The organism is Bacteroides muris (ex Fokt et al. 2023), assembly GCF_024704895.1.
Taxonomy (GTDB): domain Bacteria; phylum Bacteroidota; class Bacteroidia; order Bacteroidales; family Bacteroidaceae; genus Bacteroides; species Bacteroides muris.
The window spans coordinates 1-22,453 of sequence record NZ_JAMZEE010000019.1 but is presented as its reverse complement, the minus strand read 5'-3'; the positions used below and the strand labels follow the sequence as shown (position 1 = coordinate 22,453).

General features: G+C 46.2%; 16 protein-coding genes and 1 pseudogene. 9 read left to right on the top strand and 8 right to left on the bottom strand.

The window, feature by feature from the left end:
• The first annotated feature begins 125 nt into the window (after window positions 1-125).
• The 5 genes from M1B78_RS09420 to M1B78_RS09400 all read left to right on the top strand — a co-directional run bounded on the left by M1B78_RS09420 (window position 126) and on the right by M1B78_RS09400 (window position 3,227).
• The gene (locus tag M1B78_RS09420; protein WP_257940515.1) at window positions 126-662 is read left to right on the top strand and encodes a nitroreductase family protein; all 537 of its coding nucleotides are present in this window, start codon (window positions 126-128) and stop codon (window positions 660-662) included.
• Between the two features lie 2 nt (window positions 663-664).
• Window positions 665-1,000 carry a hypothetical protein gene (locus M1B78_RS09415; protein ID WP_136010784.1) on the top strand — a complete coding sequence of 112 codons (336 nt, stop codon included), beginning with the start codon at window positions 665-667 and terminating at the stop codon, window positions 998-1,000.
• A 4-nt stretch (window positions 1,001-1,004) separates the two neighbouring features.
• On the top strand, window positions 1,005-1,802 hold the full coding sequence (locus M1B78_RS09410; RefSeq protein ID WP_257940514.1) for a Rossmann-like and DUF2520 domain-containing protein: 798 nt from the start codon (window positions 1,005-1,007) through the stop codon (window positions 1,800-1,802).
• A gap of 211 nt (window positions 1,803-2,013) precedes the next feature.
• Complete coding sequence (locus M1B78_RS09405) at window positions 2,014-2,544, top strand: KdsC family phosphatase (RefSeq protein ID WP_136010782.1); 531 nt, start codon at window positions 2,014-2,016, stop codon at window positions 2,542-2,544.
• A 101-nt stretch (window positions 2,545-2,645) separates the two neighbouring features.
• Window positions 2,646-3,227 carry a Maf-like protein gene (locus M1B78_RS09400; RefSeq protein ID WP_257931456.1) on the top strand — a complete coding sequence of 194 codons (582 nt, stop codon included), beginning with the start codon at window positions 2,646-2,648 and terminating at the stop codon, window positions 3,225-3,227.
• Here M1B78_RS09400 and M1B78_RS09395 read toward each other — a convergent pair.
• From M1B78_RS09395 to pheS, 7 genes are all read right to left on the bottom strand, one after another.
• Complete coding sequence (locus tag M1B78_RS09395; protein WP_257940513.1) at window positions 3,224-5,416, bottom strand: tetratricopeptide repeat protein; 2,193 nt, start codon at window positions 5,414-5,416, stop codon at window positions 3,224-3,226. The genes M1B78_RS09400 and M1B78_RS09395 overlap by 4 nt on opposite strands.
• A gap of 93 nt (window positions 5,417-5,509) precedes the next feature.
• Complete coding sequence (locus M1B78_RS09390) at window positions 5,510-7,024, bottom strand: SLC13 family permease (protein WP_136010779.1); 1,515 nt, start codon at window positions 7,022-7,024, stop codon at window positions 5,510-5,512.
• 56 nt (window positions 7,025-7,080) lie between these two features.
• Window positions 7,081-8,181, bottom strand: a complete 1,101-nt coding sequence (locus tag M1B78_RS09385; protein WP_136010778.1) for a porin — start codon at window positions 8,179-8,181, stop codon at window positions 7,081-7,083.
• 100 nt (window positions 8,182-8,281) lie between these two features.
• The gene (locus M1B78_RS09380) at window positions 8,282-9,541 is read right to left on the bottom strand and encodes a phosphoglycerate kinase (protein WP_257940537.1); all 1,260 of its coding nucleotides are present in this window, start codon (window positions 9,539-9,541) and stop codon (window positions 8,282-8,284) included.
• 88 nt (window positions 9,542-9,629) lie between these two features.
• Entirely contained in the window at window positions 9,630-10,304 is a 675-nt protein-coding gene (nth, locus tag M1B78_RS09375; RefSeq protein ID WP_257940512.1) for an endonuclease III, read from the bottom strand.
• Window positions 10,301-11,497 carry an MFS transporter gene (locus tag M1B78_RS09370; RefSeq protein WP_136010775.1) on the bottom strand — a complete coding sequence of 399 codons (1,197 nt, stop codon included), beginning with the start codon at window positions 11,495-11,497 and terminating at the stop codon, window positions 10,301-10,303. The genes nth and M1B78_RS09370 overlap by 4 nt, the downstream gene beginning before the upstream one ends.
• A gap of 106 nt (window positions 11,498-11,603) precedes the next feature.
• Window positions 11,604-12,638 carry a phenylalanine--tRNA ligase subunit alpha gene (gene pheS, locus M1B78_RS09365; protein WP_016273196.1) on the bottom strand — a complete coding sequence of 345 codons (1,035 nt, stop codon included), beginning with the start codon at window positions 12,636-12,638 and terminating at the stop codon, window positions 11,604-11,606.
• A 350-nt stretch (window positions 12,639-12,988) separates the two neighbouring features.
• On the opposite strand from pheS, the gene M1B78_RS09360 reads away from it, so the two are divergent.
• The 4 genes from M1B78_RS09360 (at window position 12,989) to M1B78_RS09345 (ending at window position 21,700) form a co-directional block, all read left to right on the top strand.
• The gene (locus tag M1B78_RS09360; RefSeq protein WP_257940511.1) at window positions 12,989-15,634 is read left to right on the top strand and encodes a zinc-dependent metalloprotease; all 2,646 of its coding nucleotides are present in this window, start codon (window positions 12,989-12,991) and stop codon (window positions 15,632-15,634) included.
• Window positions 15,635-15,716: 82 nt separating this feature from the next.
• Entirely contained in the window at window positions 15,717-19,010 is a 3,294-nt protein-coding gene (locus M1B78_RS09355) for a SusC/RagA family TonB-linked outer membrane protein (RefSeq protein ID WP_257940510.1), read from the top strand.
• A gap of 19 nt (window positions 19,011-19,029) precedes the next feature.
• Window positions 19,030-20,367: a RagB/SusD family nutrient uptake outer membrane protein gene (locus M1B78_RS09350; RefSeq protein ID WP_257940509.1), complete on the top strand. Its 1,338-nt coding sequence runs from the start codon at window positions 19,030-19,032 to the stop codon at window positions 20,365-20,367.
• A 136-nt stretch (window positions 20,368-20,503) separates the two neighbouring features.
• On the top strand, window positions 20,504-21,700 hold the full coding sequence (locus tag M1B78_RS09345; protein WP_257940508.1) for an MFS transporter: 1,197 nt from the start codon (window positions 20,504-20,506) through the stop codon (window positions 21,698-21,700).
• Here the strand turns inward: M1B78_RS09345 and M1B78_RS09340 are convergent.
• Window positions 21,681-22,315 (bottom strand): annotated as a pseudogene (locus M1B78_RS09340) (urea transporter). The gene M1B78_RS09345 and the pseudogene M1B78_RS09340 sit on opposite strands and share 20 nt — an antisense overlap.
• Window positions 22,316-22,453 lie beyond the last annotated feature (138 nt).

Sequence of the window (22,453 nt, the reverse complement as noted above, 5' to 3'; positions counted from 1 at the left end):
GCAGAAATTATTGTTAATGTGCCAATCGGTTAATGTACTAATGTGCCAATGACCTGCGGCGTGATGGCGCAGCATAAACACTGCACAGCCAATAGGCTCATTAGCATATTGCACATTAAATCATTATGGAAAGTTTCAGTGAATTGATAAAAGCCCGCCGCAGCATGCGGAAGTTTACAGAAGAAGAATTGACACAAGAACAAGTCGTCACTTTGATGAAAGCTGCTTTGATGGCACCCACGTCGAAGCGTAGCAATGCATGGCAGTTTATAGTGGTAGACGAGAAGGATAAATTGAAGGAACTGTCATATTGCAAGGAGCAAGCATCGCAGTTCATTGCCGACGTGGCACTGGCAGTAGTGGTCGTTGCCGACCCACTGGCAAGCGATGTGTGGATAGAGGATGCTTCCATTGCCTCTATTTACCTGCAACTTCAGGCCGAAGATATGGGATTGGGAAGCTGCTGGGTGCAGGTGCGCGAACGTTTTACGGCTTCTGGTATGCCTTCTGGCGAGTATGTGCACGAGATGCTGGATATTCCTTTGCAACTGCAGGTGCTCAGTGTCATTGCTATCGGCCATAAAGGGATGGAGCGCAAGCCTTTCAACGAAGACAATCTGCAGTGGGAAAAGATACATATCAATAAATATGGAGGAAAGTAATAGTGAGTGCAGCAAAAGCAAACAATAATCGTGATACATATAAGGCCACTGCCATCACACTGATTGTATTCGGCATTCTTTATTTGATAGACAAATTGGTGCATTTCTCCGCAATCGGTTTGCCGTGGGTGATGAATAAGGATAATTTTCTGCTGTATACCGCAGTGGTTTTTTTGCTGTTCAAGCATGACAAGTCGGTGGGATTGGTATTGACTGGCTTATGGCTGATATTGAATTTCGGATTGATAACGGCTTTACTCGGTACGATGTCGGCTTATCTGTTGCCATTGGCACTACTGGTATTAGGGGCTATTCTATATTGGTTGGCAACAAGATAAGCGTATGGCGGGAAGAAGTATAGAAGATACGTCTATTGCCTTTATCGGTGCCGGGAATCTGGCTACTAATCTGGCAAAGGCTTTTTATCGGAAAGGGTTCCGTATTGTGCAGGTCTACAGCCGTACAAAAGAATCTGCGCAGGAGTTGGCACAGACGGTGGAGGCGGCATATACCACGGAACTGCAGACGGTTACGAAGGAGGCGCAACTTTATATCGTTTCGCTGAAGGACGCGACTTTTGTAGAATTATTGTCCGCAATTGTTTCCGGAAAGGAGAATGCTTTATGGGTGCATACAGCCGGGAGTATTCCTATGAATATTTGGCAGGGACATATTGCACGTTATGGAGTGCTTTATCCGATGCAGACTTTCAGTAAGCAGCGTGAAGTGGATTTTGGACAGATACCGTTTTTTGTGGAAAGCAACTCGGAAGAGGATATGCAGCTTCTGAAGGATATTGCTTCGGCCCTATCGGAAAAAGTGTATGAAGCAAGTTCTGAGCAGCGCAAAAGTTTGCATCTGGCGGCTGTGTTTACGTGCAATTTTACCAATCACATGTATGTGTTGGCTGCTGAACTGCTGAAAAAGTACGGGTTGCCGTTCGAGGCAATGCTCCCCTTGATAGACGAGACGGCCCGCAAGGTGCATGAGCTGGAACCGCTTGCCGCACAGACAGGACCGGCTGTGCGCTATGATGAGAATGTCATTGACGAGCATCTGCGGATGCTTGCCGATGAGCCGCAAATGCTGGAACTATATCGGGAGATTAGCGAGAATATACATCGGATGGCAACGAAGTAGTCCGTCGTCTACAGAGTGGGAAAAGTGTGCCACATTGACACCGTCGGTTTCAATACTTGACACCAACAGTTTCTTGTATTGATATCGGCAGTTTCTTATATTGGCACTGACAGTTTCTTGTATTGAAACCATAAATGCCGGCGCTTGAAAGATTGTGAAATTCGTATCCTATTGTGTATAAGTGTTATAACGAAATAATAAAAAAAGTGCAATGAGTACTATAAACTATGATTTGAAAAAGATAAAGGCTCTCGTTTTTGATGTGGACGGCGTGCTGAGTGCCAATGTCATTCCCATGAGCTCGGAAGGAGAACCTCTGCGTACGGTCAACATAAAAGATGGCTATTCTTTGCATCTGGCAGCCAAGCAGGGGGTGTTGCTGGGCATCATCACCGGTGGACGTACGGAAGCTGTTCGCAAACGTTTTACGGCTTTGGGCTTTGCTGATGAAAATATTTACATGGGATCGTCTGTTAAAATACATGATTACTGTGATTTTCGTGACCGTCATGGCTTGAAGGACGAGGAAATATTGTATGTAGGCGATGATATTCCGGACATTGAAGTGATGCATGAGTGCGGTTTGCCGTGTTGCCCGAAGGATGCTGTTCCTGAGGTGAAGGCGGTAGCCCGCTATATTTCGTATGCAGAAGGCGGGTATGGTTGCGGTCGCGACATCGTGGAGCAGGTCTTGAAGGTGCAAGGGCTCTGGATGGCTGATGAAAAGGCTTTCGGCTGGTAATAATTGTATGCAGAGGCACAGAGATACAGAGTTTTCACTATTCGAAGCACGTGTCTCTCCTGTTTTAAATGTGTCTCTGTATTTGTCAAATAATTGGTAATATGTTAGATAATCTGAAGAAATATAAGGTGATTCTTGCTTCTAACTCTCCGCGAAGGAAAGAATTGCTGGCAGGTTTGGGAGTGGAATATGAAGTAAGGACTTTGCCGGATGTGGACGAGTCCTATCCGGAGGCATTGAAAGGGGCAGAAATTCCCCTCTACATATCTAAGAAAAAAGCGGATGCCTATCGGAACATGATGCAGCCGGGTGAGCTGATGATTACAGCAGATACCATTGTCTGGCTGGATGGACGGGTGCTTGGGAAGCCCGGGGATAGGGAGGATGCCATGCAAATGCTGCGTGACATGTCCGGACGTACCCATGAAGTGTTTACCGGTGTCTGTATCACTACTGCCGGGTGGCAGCGCAGCTTTGCCGCAGCAACCGAAGTGCGTTTTGCCGGATTGAGTGAAGAAGAAATTGCCTGCTATGTGGATAAATATCATCCTATGGATAAGGCAGGAGCCTACGGCGTGCAAGAGTGGATCGGGTTCATCGGAGTGGAAAATATATCCGGAAGCTACTATAACATAATGGGACTCCCCGTACAAAGGCTGTACAGGGAGTTGCTGACTGTTTAAATCAAGTCCATTATCAAAGGAATGTCTTTTTCGTCGAGTCCTTGCTTGATGAGCATTTCTTTGTCTTTGCAGAACATTTCTCTGAAAATATCCTGCCCGCCATATTCCAAGGCTGCTTTACTGTAAAGTTCGGCGGCCTTTTCTATGTTGCCCGTTCTCCAGGAAACATGTCCGGCATTGAGATAGTCTGCCGCGAGCGGCTTGGAGGCAAGTATCTTTTCGTAATACTTCATTGCTTGTTCATGTTTGCCGTTGACAAACGAGCACCAACCTATAGCACGCCATGCCTTGATGCAATTACTTTCGATGAAATCCAGCTTGAAGAAGTATTGCAGTGCCTCTTCATATCTTTCTTGTTCGGCAAGACAGCTTCCGGCGTAGAAAAGGACATTATGGTTTTCAGGCTGGATTGCCTCTACCTTCTTGTAGTATTCCAATGCGGATGTAAAGTCTTTTGTCTGTCGGTAGCAAGTAGCGAGATGGCGGATTGTCCAGACATGGTCGGGTTTCAGGACATCGGCTTTCAGGTAAGCGGCTATCGCCTCCTTGTACCGCTTTTCTTTTTGCAGGCAATAGCCTGCTTTTTGATAAATGTTGGCATCTGCCTGCTTCAGGGCTATCAATTCTTTGTAAAGTTCCAATGCTTCTGTCGGATGCTCTTTGCGGAAGTGGAAGTCGGCAATGGCAACCAGCAAACCCGGTTTGCACAGAGTCTCTTTGAGTACCGGGATGCGGTGTAGGGCTATCTCCTCTTTGAAGATGTCGCGGAACTCGTGTCTGCGTTGGCTCAACTTGAAGAAACGGTATAAGTCGTGGATATACTGGTTGCTGATGACATCCGGCCGTTCGGCATATTGTTGCAGGGCAGAGGATTTGCTTTCGTCCATGAGCGCATCCAAATTTTGGGAAGTCATCTGGCTGAGCATCATCGTACGCTGTGATTGCGGTATATGTGCCATTATGAAGCAGAGGGAATACTTGTCGCTATTGCAGAAGAAACCGGATTGGAGGATGAGGGAGAGTATGGCATTGTCTCCGGTAGGCTTGAATCCGAATTCCTTGATGATGCTGGAGTGGTGCATGTCGAACGGATAGAACCAGTTGTGTGGCTCCTTGAAGAACGGATAAGTCTTGAGCTGGGAAAACGTACTCATGTAGACATCGGCGCCTTCCAGTTGCAGTTCGTTCATTTCCCTTATCTTATCTTCCAGCCCGGAACTTTCAAAGGCTTTCTCCCAATCCGGGTTAAGGTCATTCTCATCGGGATTCTCTTCGAAGCCGAATTTCATATTGCGCATGATGTTCACGTTCCTCATCATCTCCGGTATGATTTCCTCACGCATTTTCTTGTTTATCTTTTCTGTTTCCTGACTGCGGAGCAGTTCGATGTAAATGCGGTTCAGTTGCTTGCCGAAACTGCCGTCCTCATTGAGCAGGGAAAGGCGGGCTGTCAGTTCGGGATAGAGCTGCAAGCGGGTAGGATGAACAAGAAGAGTGAAAGCAATTCCCACCAGAGCCCGTTGGTTTACTTGCGTATTGGCATGTGTGAAGGCATCCAGCAACCATGAGAATTTGTGGGCGTCAAAGCATTCTATCAGACTGAGCATGACAGCGCCGGTAAACAAGCATAAGTCATTGACGGGAAGCATTTCTGATTCCAATAATCCTTTGGCCTGCTGTTCTGCTTCTGTAGACCAGTTGCTGTTACTCCATGTGGAGAGGAAAAGGACTTGGGCGGTTTGTTCGTGCCGTTGCAGTATGGCATCCAGGCCTTGGTTGTCTGGCATCAGCTGGCAGACGGCTAAGTCATCGGGGAAAGACTCCAATACCTTCTGTAGGGTGGCAATGTTGTATTCTTTTGGAAGGCGTTCGCGGTTATTGCGCAGGGAATGGTAGTAGTGTGTGGAAACCCCGTCAAGCAGGGATAGACGGGCTTGGTCAGCGATTTCCCAAGTCTCGGTCTGTATTTGGCAGTAGAGTTTCTGCCGTGCAGGGTCGTTTATTCCTTGGCGCATGTATTGCAGCATATACCGGTAGGATGTTTGCACTTGTTCCAAGCGGTTGCGGAGAGCCCAGTTTCCACTGTTCCATAAGAAGGATTCCAGTTGCGACTGAGCCTCTTTCAACCGTTGTTGCTTTAGCAGGGCAATGATATGCAGATATTGCTCTTGTATGGTTTTCTCGTTCATAAATTTGTATCTTTAAGAAGGTATACTTCACAAAAGTACAAAAAGAATACCAAAAATAGAATTCCTTTTTGAGAAACCATTCAAAAAGCTGCCTTACAGCAGTCCGCTTGAGCCCAGTAAAATCAGCATGGCATATCCCAGTATCAAGCCGATGGCTCCCATAATGAGACCTACTTTTTCCATGTCTTTTTGTTTAATCATGCCTGTGGCATGCGCCAGTGCATTGGGCGGGGTACTGATGGGTAACACCATTGCAAGGGATGAACCGAGAGCCACGCCTACCAATAAGGTGAGTACTCCTCCCATGGGTTGAAGCGTATCGCGCATACTGATACCGGCAATGGCAAGGATGGGGACGAGCAAGGCGGCAGTAGCCGTGTGCGAGATGAAGTTTGCCATGGCATAGCAGATAAGCCCTGAACCTACAATCATTACGATAGGCGACCATGTGTTGAAGGGGATAGCCTCAATCATGTGTTTGGCCAGTCCGGTTTCATTCAATGCCACGCCTAAAGCGAATCCGCCGGCAACCATCCAGAGTACGCTCCAACTGATTTCTTCAAGGTCTCGTTTCGTAATGACTCCAGTAATACAAAATACCGCTACCGGAATCATGGCTACTACATTGGAATTGACGCCGGTAAACTTGTCGGACATCCATAACAGTACGGTAATGGCAAAGGTGATATAGACCACGATAGAGCGCCAGTCTTTTTGGGCTTCGCCTTCTATCTGCAGTTGAATGGTCTTCTGCTTGAAAGGGAACAGGCGTAGAAGAATGAACCAGGCGATAAACAGCACGATGATGGTATAAGGCATCATAAAGCTCATCCATTCACCGAAGCCGATATTCATGTTCAAACCTTCGGGGTCGTTCAGGTATTTCAAGGCAATGGCATTGGGCGGTGTGCCGATAGGGGTTCCCATACCACCCACGTTGGCTGCTACCGGAATGGCGAGTGCCAGGCCTATTTTCCCTTTTCCGTCAGCGGGAAGCGCTTTCAATACCGGGGTGAGGAAGGTAAGCATCATAGCAGCGGTGGCTGTGTTGCTGAGGAACATGGAGAAGAAGGCAGTCACTAAGATAAAGCCTAACAGTACGTAGCGCGACTGTGTACCGAAGGGTTTTAGCATTACTCGCGCCAACAGCACGTCCAGACCACTCTTCGTGGCGGCAATCGCCAGAATGAATCCGCCGATGAACAGCATGATGATGGGGTCGGCAAAACAGTGCATGATGGATTTGTACTTTACTGTCTGTCCCAATTCTTCGGGAGAGTAGCCTTGCCTGAAGAACCATAGGCTGCTGTCAGAAACGGTTAACAGCAGTAACACCACAATCAGTACGGAAGTAGTCCATGCCGGTACAGCTTCGAATACCCACATCAAGGTGGCAAAGACGAATATGGAAATCAGTCGTTGTTCAATTAAGGTCAGGCCTTCCACTCCAAAGGCGCTGATGGGAAGAATCCACAGCACCAGAGCGATCGAGCTGGCGATAATGAGCTTGATAACTCTGGATACAGTTCGGTCTTCTGCCAAACGCTTAGCTTTCTTAAGTTCTTGATAGGCTTCCACTAAATGAAAACCTTTGAATATTTTATACATGGTATTGGGGTTAAATGGTTATTGAATGATTATTTATTTTATACGTGAAACTCTGTTTAGAAACGCCAGTAGAGCTGCAAGTCAAAAGTGTTGTAATGGCCGTCATTGGCGGTACTTCTGTTGTTCGTGTAAGTGTAGTTTGCCTGTATTTTTAGGTTTTTATAGAAATAGTAGTTGGCGGCAAGGCAATAAAGTGCCTTTTGCGAACTCCACTCTTTCTTGTCTCTGTATACATCCCATTTTGCATAAACTTTCAATTTAGGACTGAGTGGAGCGCCTATCATTACGTACCAGGCGTCTGCTTTGTCCGAGGTGCCCTCTTTCAGGATGCCGTTACTGTCATAGTCGGTTATTTTGTGTCCTTCACTAGTGGCATATTCGGCGCGTACGGTCCATGCCGACTCATACTTCAGACCGAATGCCATGCGGTTGCGGTCGACGGTGATTCCGTTTTTCGTATAGTCGCCTGTCCAGCCGAATACTCCGACGGCAAGCTCCTTGACGGGATGGACATAGACTCCTCCGATGATATCCTTGGAACGGTTCTCGTCCTTATGGTTGATGCCTTGCCCGTTGTAGACACCTACCTGATAGTGGACGAAGTTGTGCCTGTTATTACCTATGGGCAGAAAGTCGCCTTGGAATTGAAGCCCCAAGTCACGTCCGTTGCTGGAATGCTCGCCTACGCGGTCGCTCATGCCTGCCAGTTTGGTGATGAGTTGGGAATAGGCACCGAAACCAATGTCCCACGGGTTCATGGGGTTCTCGAAGGTGAAGGCGCGTTTGAATTGTCCGAAGCGTACATAAAAGAATTTGTACTTTTGCCATTCCGCCCAGGCATCCACAATGCGCACACCTTTTTCGTTAGCGTAGTCTCCCGGTTTGCCGTTCAGCTCTAATTGTAGTTTATATTTAAAATCCAGAACTTTACCGTCCACATAGGCGCGTACTAATCTTATGTCAAAGTCTGTATGGCTTTTGGTGCTTGCATCCAAGTCTTGGTCGGTGATTGTTGCTTTTCCTATGACGTAGCCACCGAAGGACGTTTTTTGTATCAAGTCTTTCTTTGCTTTTTCTCCAATGGAAGCCTGTGCATGGGCAAGTGTAGTCAGCATCAAGGCTAATAGTAGTATGATGTTTTTCTTTGTGATTTTCATTATTAATAGATATAATAAGACAAAAAGAAGAGCTGCACTCAAATGTTCGGTTTGTGTTTTCCGAAAATTAAGTGCAGCTTTATATGTGCTTTACTTATTTTTATTCGTTGATTGCAGCGATACCCGGAAGAACTTTTCCTTCGATTGCTTCGAGCAATGCACCACCACCAGTAGATACGTAAGATACACCGCTTGCCAAGCCGAACTTGTTGACACAAGCAACAGAGTCACCGCCGCCTACGAGTGAGAAAGCACCGTTTTTGGTAGCTTCTACGATAGCTTCGCCTACAGCACGTGAACCGTGAGTAAAGTTCTCGAATTCGAATACCCCCGTCGGGCCGTTCCAAAGGATAGTCTTGGAGTTCTTGATGACATCTGCAAAAATCTTTTCAGTCTCAGAACCGATATCAAGACCTTCCCATCCATCAGGAATTTCGTTAACCGGGCAGAACTTGGTGTTGGCATCGTTGGAGAAAGAATCGGCAATCTTGGCATCAACAGCTAAAACAAGGTTTACACCTTTTTCTTTTGCTTTCTTCATCAGGTCAAGAGCTAAATCCAGTTTGTCATCTTCGCAGATAGAAATACCAATCTTGCCACCCATAGCTTTGGTGAAAGTATAAGTCATACCACCGGCAATAATCAGGTTGTCTACCTTGTTCAGCAGGTTTTCAATGATTTCAATCTTAGAAGAAACCTTGGAACCACCCATGATGGCAGTAAACGGACGTTGGATATCGTTCAAAACTTTATCAACAGCTTTTACTTCTTTTTCCATCAAGTAACCGAACATCTTGTTGTCCTTGTCGAAATATTTAGCAATCAATGCAGTAGAAGCATGTGCACGGTGAGCGGTACCGAATGCGTCGTTTACATAGCAATCTGCATAGGAAGCCAATTTCTTGGTGAATTCTTTCTGGCTTTCTTTAACAGCTGCTTTGGCAGCTTTCTTTTCTTCGTCTGTAGCATCTTCAGCCAAACCGCGGGGTTTGCCTTCCTCTTCAGCGTAGAAACGGAGGTTCTCGAGCAGCAATACTTCACCCGGTTGCAGAGCAGCAGCCTTTACTGCAGCTTCTTCACCCATGCAATCGTTAGCAAATTGCACCTCAACACCCAACAACTCTTCGAGATGCTTCAGAATGTGCTTCAAAGAGAACTTGTCAGCAGGACCTTTCGGACGACCGAGGTGAGAACCGATAATTACACTACCGTTATCGGCCAAAATCTTCTTCAATGTAGGAAGAGCGGCACGCATACGGGTATCATCTGTAATGTTGAAGTTTTCGTCCAAGGGCACGTTGAAGTCCACACGGACAAATGCCTTTTTCCCGGCAAAGTTAAATTGATCAATTGTCATAATATTCTATATTATTTAAAAGTGTTATTAATTTCTTTTTTGTGAGCGCAAAGTTAGTATTTATTTCTTTTTTTTGCTATTAAACCGTTGTTTATTCTTTATCTTTGCCGCTCTCTTTGCTAACTTTATATTTCTGGCAGTAATATTTGCACATTAATTGCAAACCGCAGTTATCACATTGGGGAGTACGCGCTTGGCATACATATCGACCGTGCAGGATAAGCCAATGGTGAGCTATGGGGATGTCTGTTTCCGGTATATGTTTTACCAATTCTTTTTCGACACTGAACGGAGTTGTACATTTATCAGATACGAGACCTAGGCGGTGGCTGACCCGGAACACGTGTGTATCTACTGCCATAGCCGCTTTATTGAAAACGACAGATTGGATGACATTGGCTGTTTTGCGGCCTACACCGGGTAGTCTTACCAGTTCTTCAAGAGTATTGGGGACCTCACTGTGAAAGTCTTTCACCAGCATTTGAGCCATGCCTACAAGGTGTTTGGCCTTGTTGTTGGGATAGGACACGCTGCGGATATACTCGTATACCACGTCGGGAGTAGTAGCAGCGAGTGCTTCGGGAGTAGGGAAGTCCCGGTAAAGGGCAGGGGTAATCATATTGACGCGTTTGTCCGTACACTGTGCAGAGAGAATAACCGCTATCAACAGTTCGAACGGATTGTCATAATGCAACTCTGTTTCGGCTACGGGAACGTTCTCCCTGAACCAAGCAAGGATTTTTTCATAACGTTCTTTCTTTCTCATCTTAATTTGTTTTTATGATAGTGAGGAGATACTTTCAGGTTGAAATAAAAGATGGAGATAACCGTGAGGCAAGCTCCGAAAAAATATGCCATATCGAAGGAGGTAATCTGTGCGATATAACCTCCTGCTGTCAGACCTATGCCAATGCCTACATCCCATGAAGTCAGGTAGGTAGAGGTTGCTGTTCCGCGCTGGTTGTTGGGAGCCAGGTTTACGAACAGCGTATTGAAGGCGGGGAACATTGTCCCGAAGCCTACTCCTAATAGGAGGGCAACCATAAAAAACAATATGTTTGTCAGTTCCGGGACGGTCTTCATCAATAGTCCGCAGGTGGACAATATGAAGAAACAGCTACATACTAGATACAACCCTAAAGTTATGACTTGGGTGATACGTCCCTTATCCACTTGTCTGCCGGAGAACATACGGGACACTGCCATGCCGACGGCCATAAAAGTAAAGAACAATCCGGAATTCAAGGTAATTCCTATTTCTTTGGCATACATGGCTACATAAGTACTTGTCATGCCATATGGTATGGAAAGCAAGAGCAGTGCGATTCCTGCCGGGATACCTTTCAGGAGCACAAAGCGGTCCAATGAGATAGGTTCTCGTTTGACGGGTTGTTTGGGTGGGGTCTTGACGAGGCATGCGGCAACAAAACCGATAGTTCCCGATATGAGCGAGCAGGTGAAAATCGTTTCAAAAGAATATATGTCATGCATGAAAAGGCCAATCATTGGACCGAAGCTCATGGCTGTATTGTTCATCAGTCCATAATATCCTACGGCTTCGCCGCGACGGGATGAAGGGGTAATGTCAATCACAATTGTATTTCCTGCTACAGTAACCATTCCAAATGCAAGGCCGTGGACAACCCGCAACATAATGAATATGGATAGGACTCCCGCCAACATGTAACCTGCGAAAATGGTGATAAAGATGAAATATGCCACCAGATAAAGAGGCTTGCGGGCCAGTGTGTCGAGCAGGTATCCCGAAAACGGGCGTATGCAGAGCGAGGCAATGGTGTAGCATGACAAGATGACACCTACTGCTGCATTTCCGGTATGGAATACCTCAGTCAGGTAGAATGGAAGAACCGGTAGTATCAGATAAAAGGCAAAATACAAAAGGAAATTGGCAGCCAGGATAAGGCAATAGCCGGAGGTTACAAGTTTGTCTTTTGCCATAGCGAAAAATAGTGGTTAGCGATGAGTGGTTAGTGATGGGTGATTAATGATATGCTGAGAATGCGCAACTTATTAATCACTAATCACTAACCGTTATTCACTATATTTAGTAAGCACTCTCGAATTCTTTCAAGAAGCGTGTGTCATTTTCAGAGAACATACGAAGATCTTTCACCTGGTATTTTAAGTTGGTGATGCGTTCGATACCCATACCCAGGGCATATCCGCTATACACTTTGCTGTCTATTCCGTTCAGCTCCAATACATTCGGATCTACCATACCGCATCCCAGAATTTCTACCCAACCCGTATGCTTGCAGAAAGGACAGCCCTTGCCGCCGCAGATGTTGCAGCTGATATCCATTTCGGCACTCGGCTCTGTGAAGGGGAAATAGGAAGGACGTAGACGAATCTTGGTGTCACTGCCGAACATCTCTTGAGCAAAGAGCAATAAGGCCTGCTTCAAGTCAGTGAAAGACACATTGCGATCTACGTATAAGGCTTCTACTTGGTGGAAGAATGCGTGTGCGCGGTAGCTGATGGCTTCATTACGGTATACACGTCCCGGACAAAGTACGCGGATAGGAGGCTGTGTAGTCTCCATAACACGGCTTTGCACGCTGGAAGTGTGTGTACGAAGAATGATGCTGTGTGATACGTTTTCTGTATCATTTTCGATGAAGAATGTATCCTGCATGTCGCGTGCCGGATGGTCTTCGGCAAAATTCATGGAGGAGAATACGTGCCAGTCGTCTTCCATTTCCGGTCCATCGGCAATGTTAAATCCCATACGGGCAAATATATCAATGATTTCGTTTCTCACGATGGAGAGCGGATGGCGGGTTCCTAATTCTACCGGGTAGGCTGAACGGGTCAAGTCAATATCGTCACAGCCGGTATCTTGGCTTTCGAACTGTTCTTTCAAAGCGGCAATCTTTTCTTGTGCTTTGTTTTTCAGTTCGTTCAAGCGCATACCCACCTCTTTTTTCTGTTCGGCGGCTACATTGCGGAAATCTGCCATCAAGTCATTGATGGCTCCTTTTTTACTGAGGTACTTGATGCGGAGTGCCTCTAATTCCTCGGCGTTAGCGGCTTTCAGCGCCTCTACTTCCTGCAGAAGCTGATTGATTTTAGCTATCATATTGTTGTTATCTTATTTATTTTCTAAGTTAAAAACGGTGCAAAGATACAATATTATCATTGTTTTGCCTCCACTTGGGGAAGATAATTTGGTATCAATGGTACAAAATCTTATGTGAAGAAGAAATGATAGAGGATAGGAGAAAAAGTGATATATATGTAAAAGTCTTCATATTGTTTATGGAAAAACATAAATGAGCGTTGTTTAGTGACTTTTAAAATATACTTTTACTATCTTTGCGCCCCGTTTACCGTTCTATGGAGGTGGAACAGACTGGCGGTTGGTATTTATTAACATACGTCAGAGAGAGTTAACGGACTATTGTTGCATTAAAGTTAGAGTTTGAATTGATGAAATTGAAGACAATCCTGCCAGTCGTGGCAGTTGCGGGAGTACTCATGTGTGAGCCTGCCGTATTGTTGTATGCCGGTACATCTGATTTTGCTTCTCCCGAAGCTATGGGATGGTTCCGTAAGAAAAAGAAGAGTGAAGCCAAGGACAGCGTTCAATCCAAGAGCGACTATGAGAAATTGACAGGTTCCGGTGCTATTGCCTGCAAGGGAATGTTCAATGTTTACCAGAAGAAGAGCGATTATTACTTTGAAGTGCCGGCAAGGCTGCTGGGACGTGATATGCTGGTAGTAAATAAATTGCAGCGTGTTCCTTCCGAACTGAATGAGGCGGGTGTAAACCGTGGTACGAATTACGAAAATCAGATGGTGCGTTTTGAATTGGACAAGGCTGCCAACAAGCTGTTGGTACGTCAGAGTCGTCCGCTTCCGTTGGCACCGGATGAGGATGCCATACGGCAGTCTGTACTAGATAATTATATTTCTCCGCTGATAGCCGGCTTCAAGATAGAGGCATTCAATAACGACTCTACCATGATAGTGGTCAAGGTCAACGATATTTATGATGGTACGGATACGAGTATCAATAATGTCTTTACGAATATCAACCTGGGAACTTCAGCCATCAAGAATCTCTCCCGCATTTTATCTATCAAAGCTTTTGAGAACAATGTGGTAGCTACTTCCGAACTGACTACTAAGGTGACCGAGGGAACAACGACTGTGTTTGTTACGGTCGAAGTCAGTTCCTCTCTGTTGCTGTTGCCGGAGAAACCGATGATGGGACGTCTGGATAGTCCGCGTGTAGGTTATTTTACCAATCCGTTATTGAATTACAGTGACGGTCAGCAGCGTGTAGACAAGAAACCGTTCATCACTCGCTGGCGTCTGGAACCGAAACCAGAAGACCGGGAGCGTTACCTTCGCGGTGAATTGGTGGAACCGGCCAAACCGATTGTGTTCTACATTGAGAACTCCACTCCCTATCGTTGGCGGAAATATATCAAGCAGGGAATCGAGGATTGGCAGGCTGCTTTTGAACGTGCCGGATTCAAGAATGCCATCGTTGCAAGGGAGTTGACGGACAGCATGAATGTGGATAAGGATGACGTGAACTACTCCGTGCTGACCTATGCCGCCTCCACCAAAGCCAATGCCATGGGTCCCTCTATCCTCGACCCCCGTTCGGGTGAGATATTGGAAGCGGACATCATGTGGTGGCATAATGTGCTGGGCATGCTTCAGGAATGGATTACAGTGCAAACCGGTGTCGTACGTCCCGAAGCAAGAGGAGTAAGGCTGCCGGATGAACTGATGGGTGATGCCATGCGTTTTGTGGCATGCCATGAAGTGGGTCACTCGCTGGGCTTGCGTCACAATATGATTGCTTCCTGGACTTTTCCGACAGATTCCCTGCGTTCCAGAACATTTACGGACTGTATGAATACCACTTCCTCCTCTATCATGGACTATGCACGTTTCAACTATGTGTCACAGCCGGGTGACGGTGTTACGGCGCTTTCTCCCCATATCGGTCCGTATGATATGTTTGCCATAGAATACGGCTATCGTTGGTATGGTAAAGAAACCCCAGGGGCAGAGAAGGATTTGCTTGCCGACTTCCTGAGCCGTCATGCAGACCGTTTATATAAATATAGTGAGGCGCAGGATGTACGTGATGCAGTAGACCCGCGTGCGCAGAATGAAGATTTGGGAGATGATGCTGTCCGCTCGTCTCTGCTGGGCATTGAGAACTTGAAGCGTATTGTTCCTCAAATCATCCAATGGACTACTACCGGCGAGAAGGGACAGACTTATGAAGAAGCTTCCCGCTTATACTATGCGGTTATCAACCAATGGAACAATTATCTTTATCATGTATTGGCAAACATTGGCGGTATCTATATAGAAAACACCGTTGTGGGCGACGGACAGAAAACCTACACCTTCGTAGAAAAAGAGAAGCAGCAAGCAGCCTTGAAGTTTCTGCTGGACGAAGTGCTGACCTATCCCAAATGGCTGTTCGACACGGAAGTGGGAGAGTACACCTACTTGCTGCGTAACACTCCGCTGGGCGTAGTGGAGAATGCACCGACACAAGTGCTGAAGAATGCTCAATCCTATATTCTTTGGGATTTGCTGGGCAACAACCGCCTGATGCGTATGTTGGAGAACGAATCGGTGAACGGCAAAAAGGCTTTCACGGTAGTAGAGCTGATGGATGGCCTGCATCGCAACATCTTTGCCACTACGGAACGCGGTGCCTTGCCGGACGTCATGACACGCGCCTTGCAGAAGAACTTCGTAGATGCACTGATTACAGCAGCTGCCGAAAGCGAAGGAGTGAAAATAAACAAAAAACTGATGGACAACCACTTCTTGCTAGACCATCAGACTGCCCTTTGCAGTTGTGACGAGCATGCCGGTAAGACCTTGGATGCCGACCGTATGGGTGCCCACCGCGAACTGAACTTCTACGGTTCGCAGATAAACCGCGTATCGGATGTCATTTCAGTGAAGCGTGGCGAGTTGCTCCGCATCAAGGAACTGCTTCAGAGCCGTTTGGGTACATCGGATATAGCTACTAAATATCATTATAAGGATTTGATTTTGCGTATCAATACGGCACTGGGGATTAAGGGCTAGCGATTAGGGATTAGCGATAAATCGTTAGTAACTAACCCTTAATCCCTAATTTTGAGTATTAATTTAATTTTATATGTAACGCATGAAAAAACGTGTATTAATCGTTTTGCTATGCCTTGTAGGAGCTTTGTCATCTGCTTTTGCTGCAGAGAAAAAAGTCCGGGGCGTAGTAATATCTTCAGAGGATAACCTACCGCTTATCGGTGCTTCCGTTTATGTGACTGCGGAAGACTTGAAAAAAGCGGGGAGTGCTCAGACTACAATGGGGGTCATCACTGATGTGGATGGTCAGTTCTCTATCGCTATACCTGCGGGGATAACCCGTTTCTTTTGTAGCTACGTGGGATATGACGTATTGGAAGTGAAGCTTGTTCCGGGAAAGGAACATTATGAAATAACACTTCATGCATCTTCCCAAATGCTCGATGCCGTTGTTGTGACGGGTTACCAGACAGTGGAGCGCCGCAAGCTGACGGCAGCGGTATCCAAACTGGATATATCGGACGAGACCATCGGTGCGGTAAAAAGTATCGACCAGGCACTTGCCGGACAAATTGCCGGACTTTCTGTCAGCCCGACTTCCGGTGCTCCGGGTGCTCCGGCAAAGATACGCATTCGCGGTACCGCTTCATTGAATGGTACACAAGACCCTTTGTGGGTGCTGGACGGCATTCCTTTGGAGGGAACGGATGTTCCCGAACCGGATGAGCTGAATGACATCACCAACATGAAGCAATCTTCCATTGCAGGCTTGAATCCGGCAGATATTGAGAATATCACCATCCTGAAGGATGCGGCAGCCACTGCCATCTATGGTGCGAGGGCAGCCAATGGCGTCATTGTGATTACAACAAAGAAAGGGAAGGTCGGTAAACCGGTTATCAGTTTCTCGTCCCGGTTTGCCTATACTCCTACATTGAGCCTTGACCGGTTGAACTTGCTGAACTCAGCGGAGAAAGTAGGATTGGAAATGGATATAATCCGTGATAACTATTCTCCGGACAATCATAAAGGAGGCGTATATAATATTCTTTCCAATTACAATGAGTTGTCTGCTTTTCAGAATGGAGGATGGGATGCCTTGAGCAGTGATACACAAGCTGCCATCAACCGTTTGAAGAGTGTTAATACAAACTGGGGAGATATCCTTTTTCGCGATGCTTTCAGCCAGGAATATAACTTGAGCCTTTCCGGCGGTACGGAAAGGGTTACGTATTATACCTCTTTCGGCTATTATAAAGAGGATGGAAATGTGGACGGTGTGGGTATGGACCGTTTCAACTTGGTAGGAAAGACTTCCTATAAGGTGAACAGTATACTGAAAGTGGGTGCCTCCATGTTTGCCAACCGTCGCAAAAATACCAATTACTTGACAGATGCATACGGTATGTCGAATCCCGTGTTCTATTCACGCAAGGCTAATCCGTATTTTGAACTTTATGACAAGAATGGCAACTATAATTACGACTACGATATTCAGAACAACACAGATAAGGATTTAGGATTCAACATCTTTGAAGAACGGCAGAACACGTCCAATGAAAGCGTGGTGAATTCTTTTTCATCTATATTTGATGCAGAGCTACGGTTCAATGACAAGTGGAAACTGACTTCCCAGTTTGGCTATCAGTTGGAAAAGACTTCCAGAGAAGAAATAGCGGACTGGGAAAGCTATGCCATGCGCTATTACTATAAGTTGAGCGAATACTCCCAGGGCGGAGAAACCAAACACTTCCTGCCCGAAGGAGGTATGCAGAAGTCTTATGAGAACTCCAATTCACAGATTACTTGGAAGGCGATGGGAGAATATCGCGACAGCTTCAATGATATTCATGAACTGGAAGTGATGGCGGGTACCGAGCTGCGCAAGACCTGGTATGAAACCTTGTTCTCGGCAGGGTATGGCTTCGACCGCAAGACGTTGACGACCAAACCGGTGATTTTTCCCAACGAAAGTTACGCCACGTCTTTCCCGCTCCATCAGACGACGTATAAGGAGAATGCTTATGTATCTTTCTACTCTACGGCCTCTTACTCTTTATTGAATCGCTACACGGTGGGAGGAAGTATCCGTTTTGACGGTTCCGATCTTTTCGGTGTGGATAAGAAGTACCGCTATCTTCCTCTTTATTCTGTCAGTGCCTTGTGGCGTCTGTCACAAGAACCGTTTATGCAGCAGGCCAAGTGGGTGGATAACTTGGTGTTCCGTGCATCCTACGGTTTGCAGGGGAACATTGACAAGAATACCTCTCCGTTCCTGCTGGGCACCTACCGGTCGGAAAGCATTCTGCCCGGTGTGTCGGAAGACATGATTGTCATTAATTCCGCTCCTAACAAGAAATTACGTTGGGAAAAGACGCAATCGGTTAATGCCGGCTTTGATTTTTCTGTATTGAACCAAGCCATCAACCTGAGCGTGGACTATTATTACCGTAAGGGTACCGACTTGATAGCTCTGCGCATGCTTCCTTTAGAGACGGGCTTTACTTCCATGAACGTCAACTGGGCAAGTATGGAAAACAAAGGTGTGGAAATCAGTTTGTCTACCCGTAACATAACGACGAAGAACTTCTCCTGGTACACGAATTTCAATTTTGCTTATAACGGCAATAAGGTGCTACAGGAAAACATACCAGAGCAGCAGACCACTCCGGGTCGTGAAGGCTATCCCGTAGGAGCAATCTTCGCCTTGAAGACTGCGGGTGTGGATAAGGAAACCGGTAACATGATGTTCTATAACCCGGAAGGGGAGAAAGTGACCTTGAAGGAACTCTACCGCCTGAAGGACGAGTGGGGGATAGGCATTGCCTCTTCCGATGTCACTGCAGCCGAAGAGAGAACCTTCTACTCGTATATCGGAAGTAGCGATGCTCCTTATACGGGAGGTTTGATTAATACCTTCAGCTATAAGAACTGGGAACTGAATGTCAATTTCTCTTTGACATTTGGCGGGTATGTACGCACACAGCCCACGTATCAAATCATCAATCCTGACTATGGTAAGAACTATAACCGCGATGTCTTGAACCGCTGGACACCGGAGAATCCGGATACTGAGTTCCCGGCGTTTATGACAAGCGCTTCCAACCCGGAGGAGTATTCCTGGTATGATGCCAAACCCATCTGGAGGGACTTGGACATTTGGGTGAAGAAGTTGAACTACGTGCGTTTGCAGAATCTGCGTCTGGGCTACCGTATCCCTGAACTCCTGACAAAGCGTCTGGGGATGAACTCGGCAACAGTATCGGTAGAGGGACGTAATCTCTTTGTATTCGGTTCGGGATATAATAACTACATGGATCCGGAGTCGATGTACAACCCTTATGCGACTCCCGTACCCAAATCGGTTACATTCAGTTTGAACTTGAATTTCTAACTTCAAAAGCAGAAAGAAAATGAAGAAAACAATAAGTCTGATGATAATGGCCTGCATGCTTCTGCTTGCGGCATGCGACAACTACCTGGATATACAGCCTACCGGTAGTGTCATTCCCAATTCTTTGGCTGAGTACAGAGCGTTGCTTGCCCGTTCTTATAAGGACGTGAGTAAATTCAGTGACCGGGGAATGGCTTGTTTCCGTTCCGACGAGATGCAGGTGCGTGACAATGAATACGACCAGAACTATTATATGGATATAGAGCGCTGGAACGACCTTGCTCCCAATGCCTATACCTCATCGTTTGAATGGGCCAAGTATTACAATGTGCTTTTTATTGCCAATCATGTTATTGAGAGCAGAAGTGATATTAAGGAAGGCACTGAGGAAGAGATTAATCAGCTTGTAGGAGAAGCGTATATGCTCCGTGCTTATGTACATTTCTTATTGGTAAATCTTTATGGACAGCCCTATACTAAGGAAGGAGCTTTGGATACCAAATCAGTGCCGCTGAAATTAGATACGGATTTGGAGAAAGTCTTGAAACGCAATACAGTGGAAGAAGTTTATGCTTCCATCCAAGCAGATATTGATGAGGCACGCAAACTGGTCACGAAGGCAGAATGGGAGCAGAGATATTCATATCGTTTCAATGCGGCTTCGGTAGAGGCGTTTCAGTCACGCGTATCCCTTTACAAGGGCGAGTGGCAGGCGGCTTGGGATGCTGCTGAGGCAGTGCTTGCTGTGAAGTCTGTATTGGTAGATTTGAATGATGCCGCTGCAACTCTTCCTAACAGTTATAATTCCGTGGAAAATATTACTCCACTGGAGACACCTCTGAGCAGTACAATCAATGGGGCTGCTCTAGCTACTCCGGTTTTTCTCTCCCTTTATGCTGAGAACGACCTTCGGCTGAACAAATATTTTGCTGAAACGGATGAAAAAGGTTTTCGGAAGAATAAGAAGGCGGGAAGCAATAACTACTTGTGTACTTTCCGTGTAGGTGAAATATATCTGACGGCTGCCGAGGCTGCCGCCCAACTTGGACAACTGCCTCAGGCACGTACCCGCCTGCTGGAACTGATGCGGAAACGTTATGCACCGGAGGCCTACGAAGCGAAAATCGTTGTTGTCAATGCCATGAATAAGGAAGCGTTGGTACAGGAAATATTAGATGAACGTGCCCGTGAACTTGCTTTTGAAGGACATCGCTGGTTTGACCTTCGTCGTTCCACCCGTCCGCGTTTGGAGAAAGTGCTTGGCGGTACGCGTTATGTACTCGAAGAAGATGATGCTCGTTATACATTGGCCATTCCGAAAGAGGCGACAGAAGCCAATCCGGGATTGCTGAACTGATAAAGATAACCGGTAAAGATAAAACTCCCCGATTCTCGGCTGAACTGCGCAGGGAATCGGGGAGTTTTGTCTAAATGTGGATTGGATATGTGTTTTTTACGTACCTTTGCACCGTTTTTGTAATAGACAATATAAGATGATACAGAATCAGAGGCCTACTATCCGTAGAATTGCTTTTCCAATTCTTATAGCATTGAGTATTTCGCATTGCTTGAACGATATGCTGCAATCAGTCATTTCGGCGGTATACCCTTTGTTCAAGGAGGATTTATCCTTGAGTTTTGTCCAGATTGGTCTGATTACGTTAGTGTATCAGATGTCGGCGTCCGTGTTTCAGCCTCTAATGGGATTGTTCTTTGATAAGCGCCCCATTGCCTGGTCATTGCCGATAGGTATGGGCTTTACTTTGGTCGGTATCATGAATCTGGCTTTTGCTACTAATCTGTATTGGTTGCTGGCTTCGGTATTCATTGTGGGTATCGGTTCGTCTGTACTCCATCCAGAGGCATCGCGCATTGCCTTTCTGGCTTCCGGCGGAAAACGCGGACTGGCGCAGTCTCTGTTTCAGGTGGGTGGGAATTTGGGAGGCTCACTTGGACCGTTGCTGGTGGCTTTGCTGGTAGCTCCTTACGGGAGGAGATACATTGCCTTTTTCACGGCTTTTGCCTTGATTGCTATCGTGGTAATGATTCCTATATGCCGTTGGTTTCGTTCCTACTTGAACCACATCAAGAAAAGCCCGATGTTTGTGGCAGGAAAGATAGAACGTCCCCTTTCTTCAAGGATGACGGTGTTGTCCATAAGTATTTTGCTGATACTTATCTTCTCCAAATATATCTATATGGCAAGTTTGACGAGCTACTATACATTCTATCTGATTCATAAATTTGGTGTCATTGTTCAAGACTCACAGTTCTTTTTGTTTGTCTTTCTGGTGGCCACTGCCATCGGAACATTGGTGGGAGGTCCCGTAGGTGATAGGGTCGGACGTAAGTATGTTATCTGGGCTTCCATTCTTGGAACGGCTCCATTCAGTATGATGATGCCTCATGTAGGGCTTGCATGGACGGTAGTGCTGAGTTTCTGTGTCGGTCTGATGCTTTCTTCCGCTTTTCCTGCCATATTGCTGTACGCCCAGGAATTGCTACCCAATAAGTTGGGTTTGATTTCCGGATTGTTCTTTGGTTTCGCTTTTGGAATTGCCGGTATCGCTTCGGCTGTGTTGGGAGGTATGGCTGATAAATATGGTATCGAGGCTGTTTATAATGTATGCGCTTTTATGCCTTTGTTGGGGTTAGTGGCTTGCTTTCTGCCTAATTTGAAAAAGAGATAGAGATTTTTATTCCCATTGTCAGCCATACGGAGAGAACGAAAGGTGCGGTCAATGTAATAATTCCCCAATTCATTCCCACAATTTGCAATACAACAGAGAGTAAAACGGAACATACAGCCCATATACAGCTCATCCAGCTTTTACCTCCTAAAGCAAGGGCACACAATGCGCCATTATATCCCATCAGACCCATATTCAAAGCTTTGGAATCCACTCCCAATAATATGGCTAGGAGGAGGGGGAAGTGCTCCCAATATGGTATATACTGCTGCATTCCGGGAATTCACGAGAATGCCTGCAAGGAAAAATAGTCCGGTCATCATGTTTCCTTGAAACATCACCTGGCCTATACCCATATTGAAACATTGTAAGTAATTTATGGAGGAAGAAGCGGGTGTTTCTGTATCAGAGACGAGTAGCATGTCAGGCATCAGCCAACTGCACAATCCCAACAGCATCCATACAGAAAGGATAAAAGGGGTAGTGAAGTCCTGAGATAAGGGCTGTCAACGTACTTATTATGTTGCTACTTACAGCCAATAGCCCCATTTGCCATGAATTCAAAAAGATTCCAATCAACATCAATAATCCGGATAATGCATTGTTTTGGAACATGGGATCAGTCCGAAAACCCTGTGGGTATATTATGTTAATACGCGAAAGTGAATTATCTTTGCGGTTAAATTAAGCAATATCAATCCCATGAATTCTAATCGCCCCCTACATAAGTTACTACGAGTCGTCTTCCCCGAA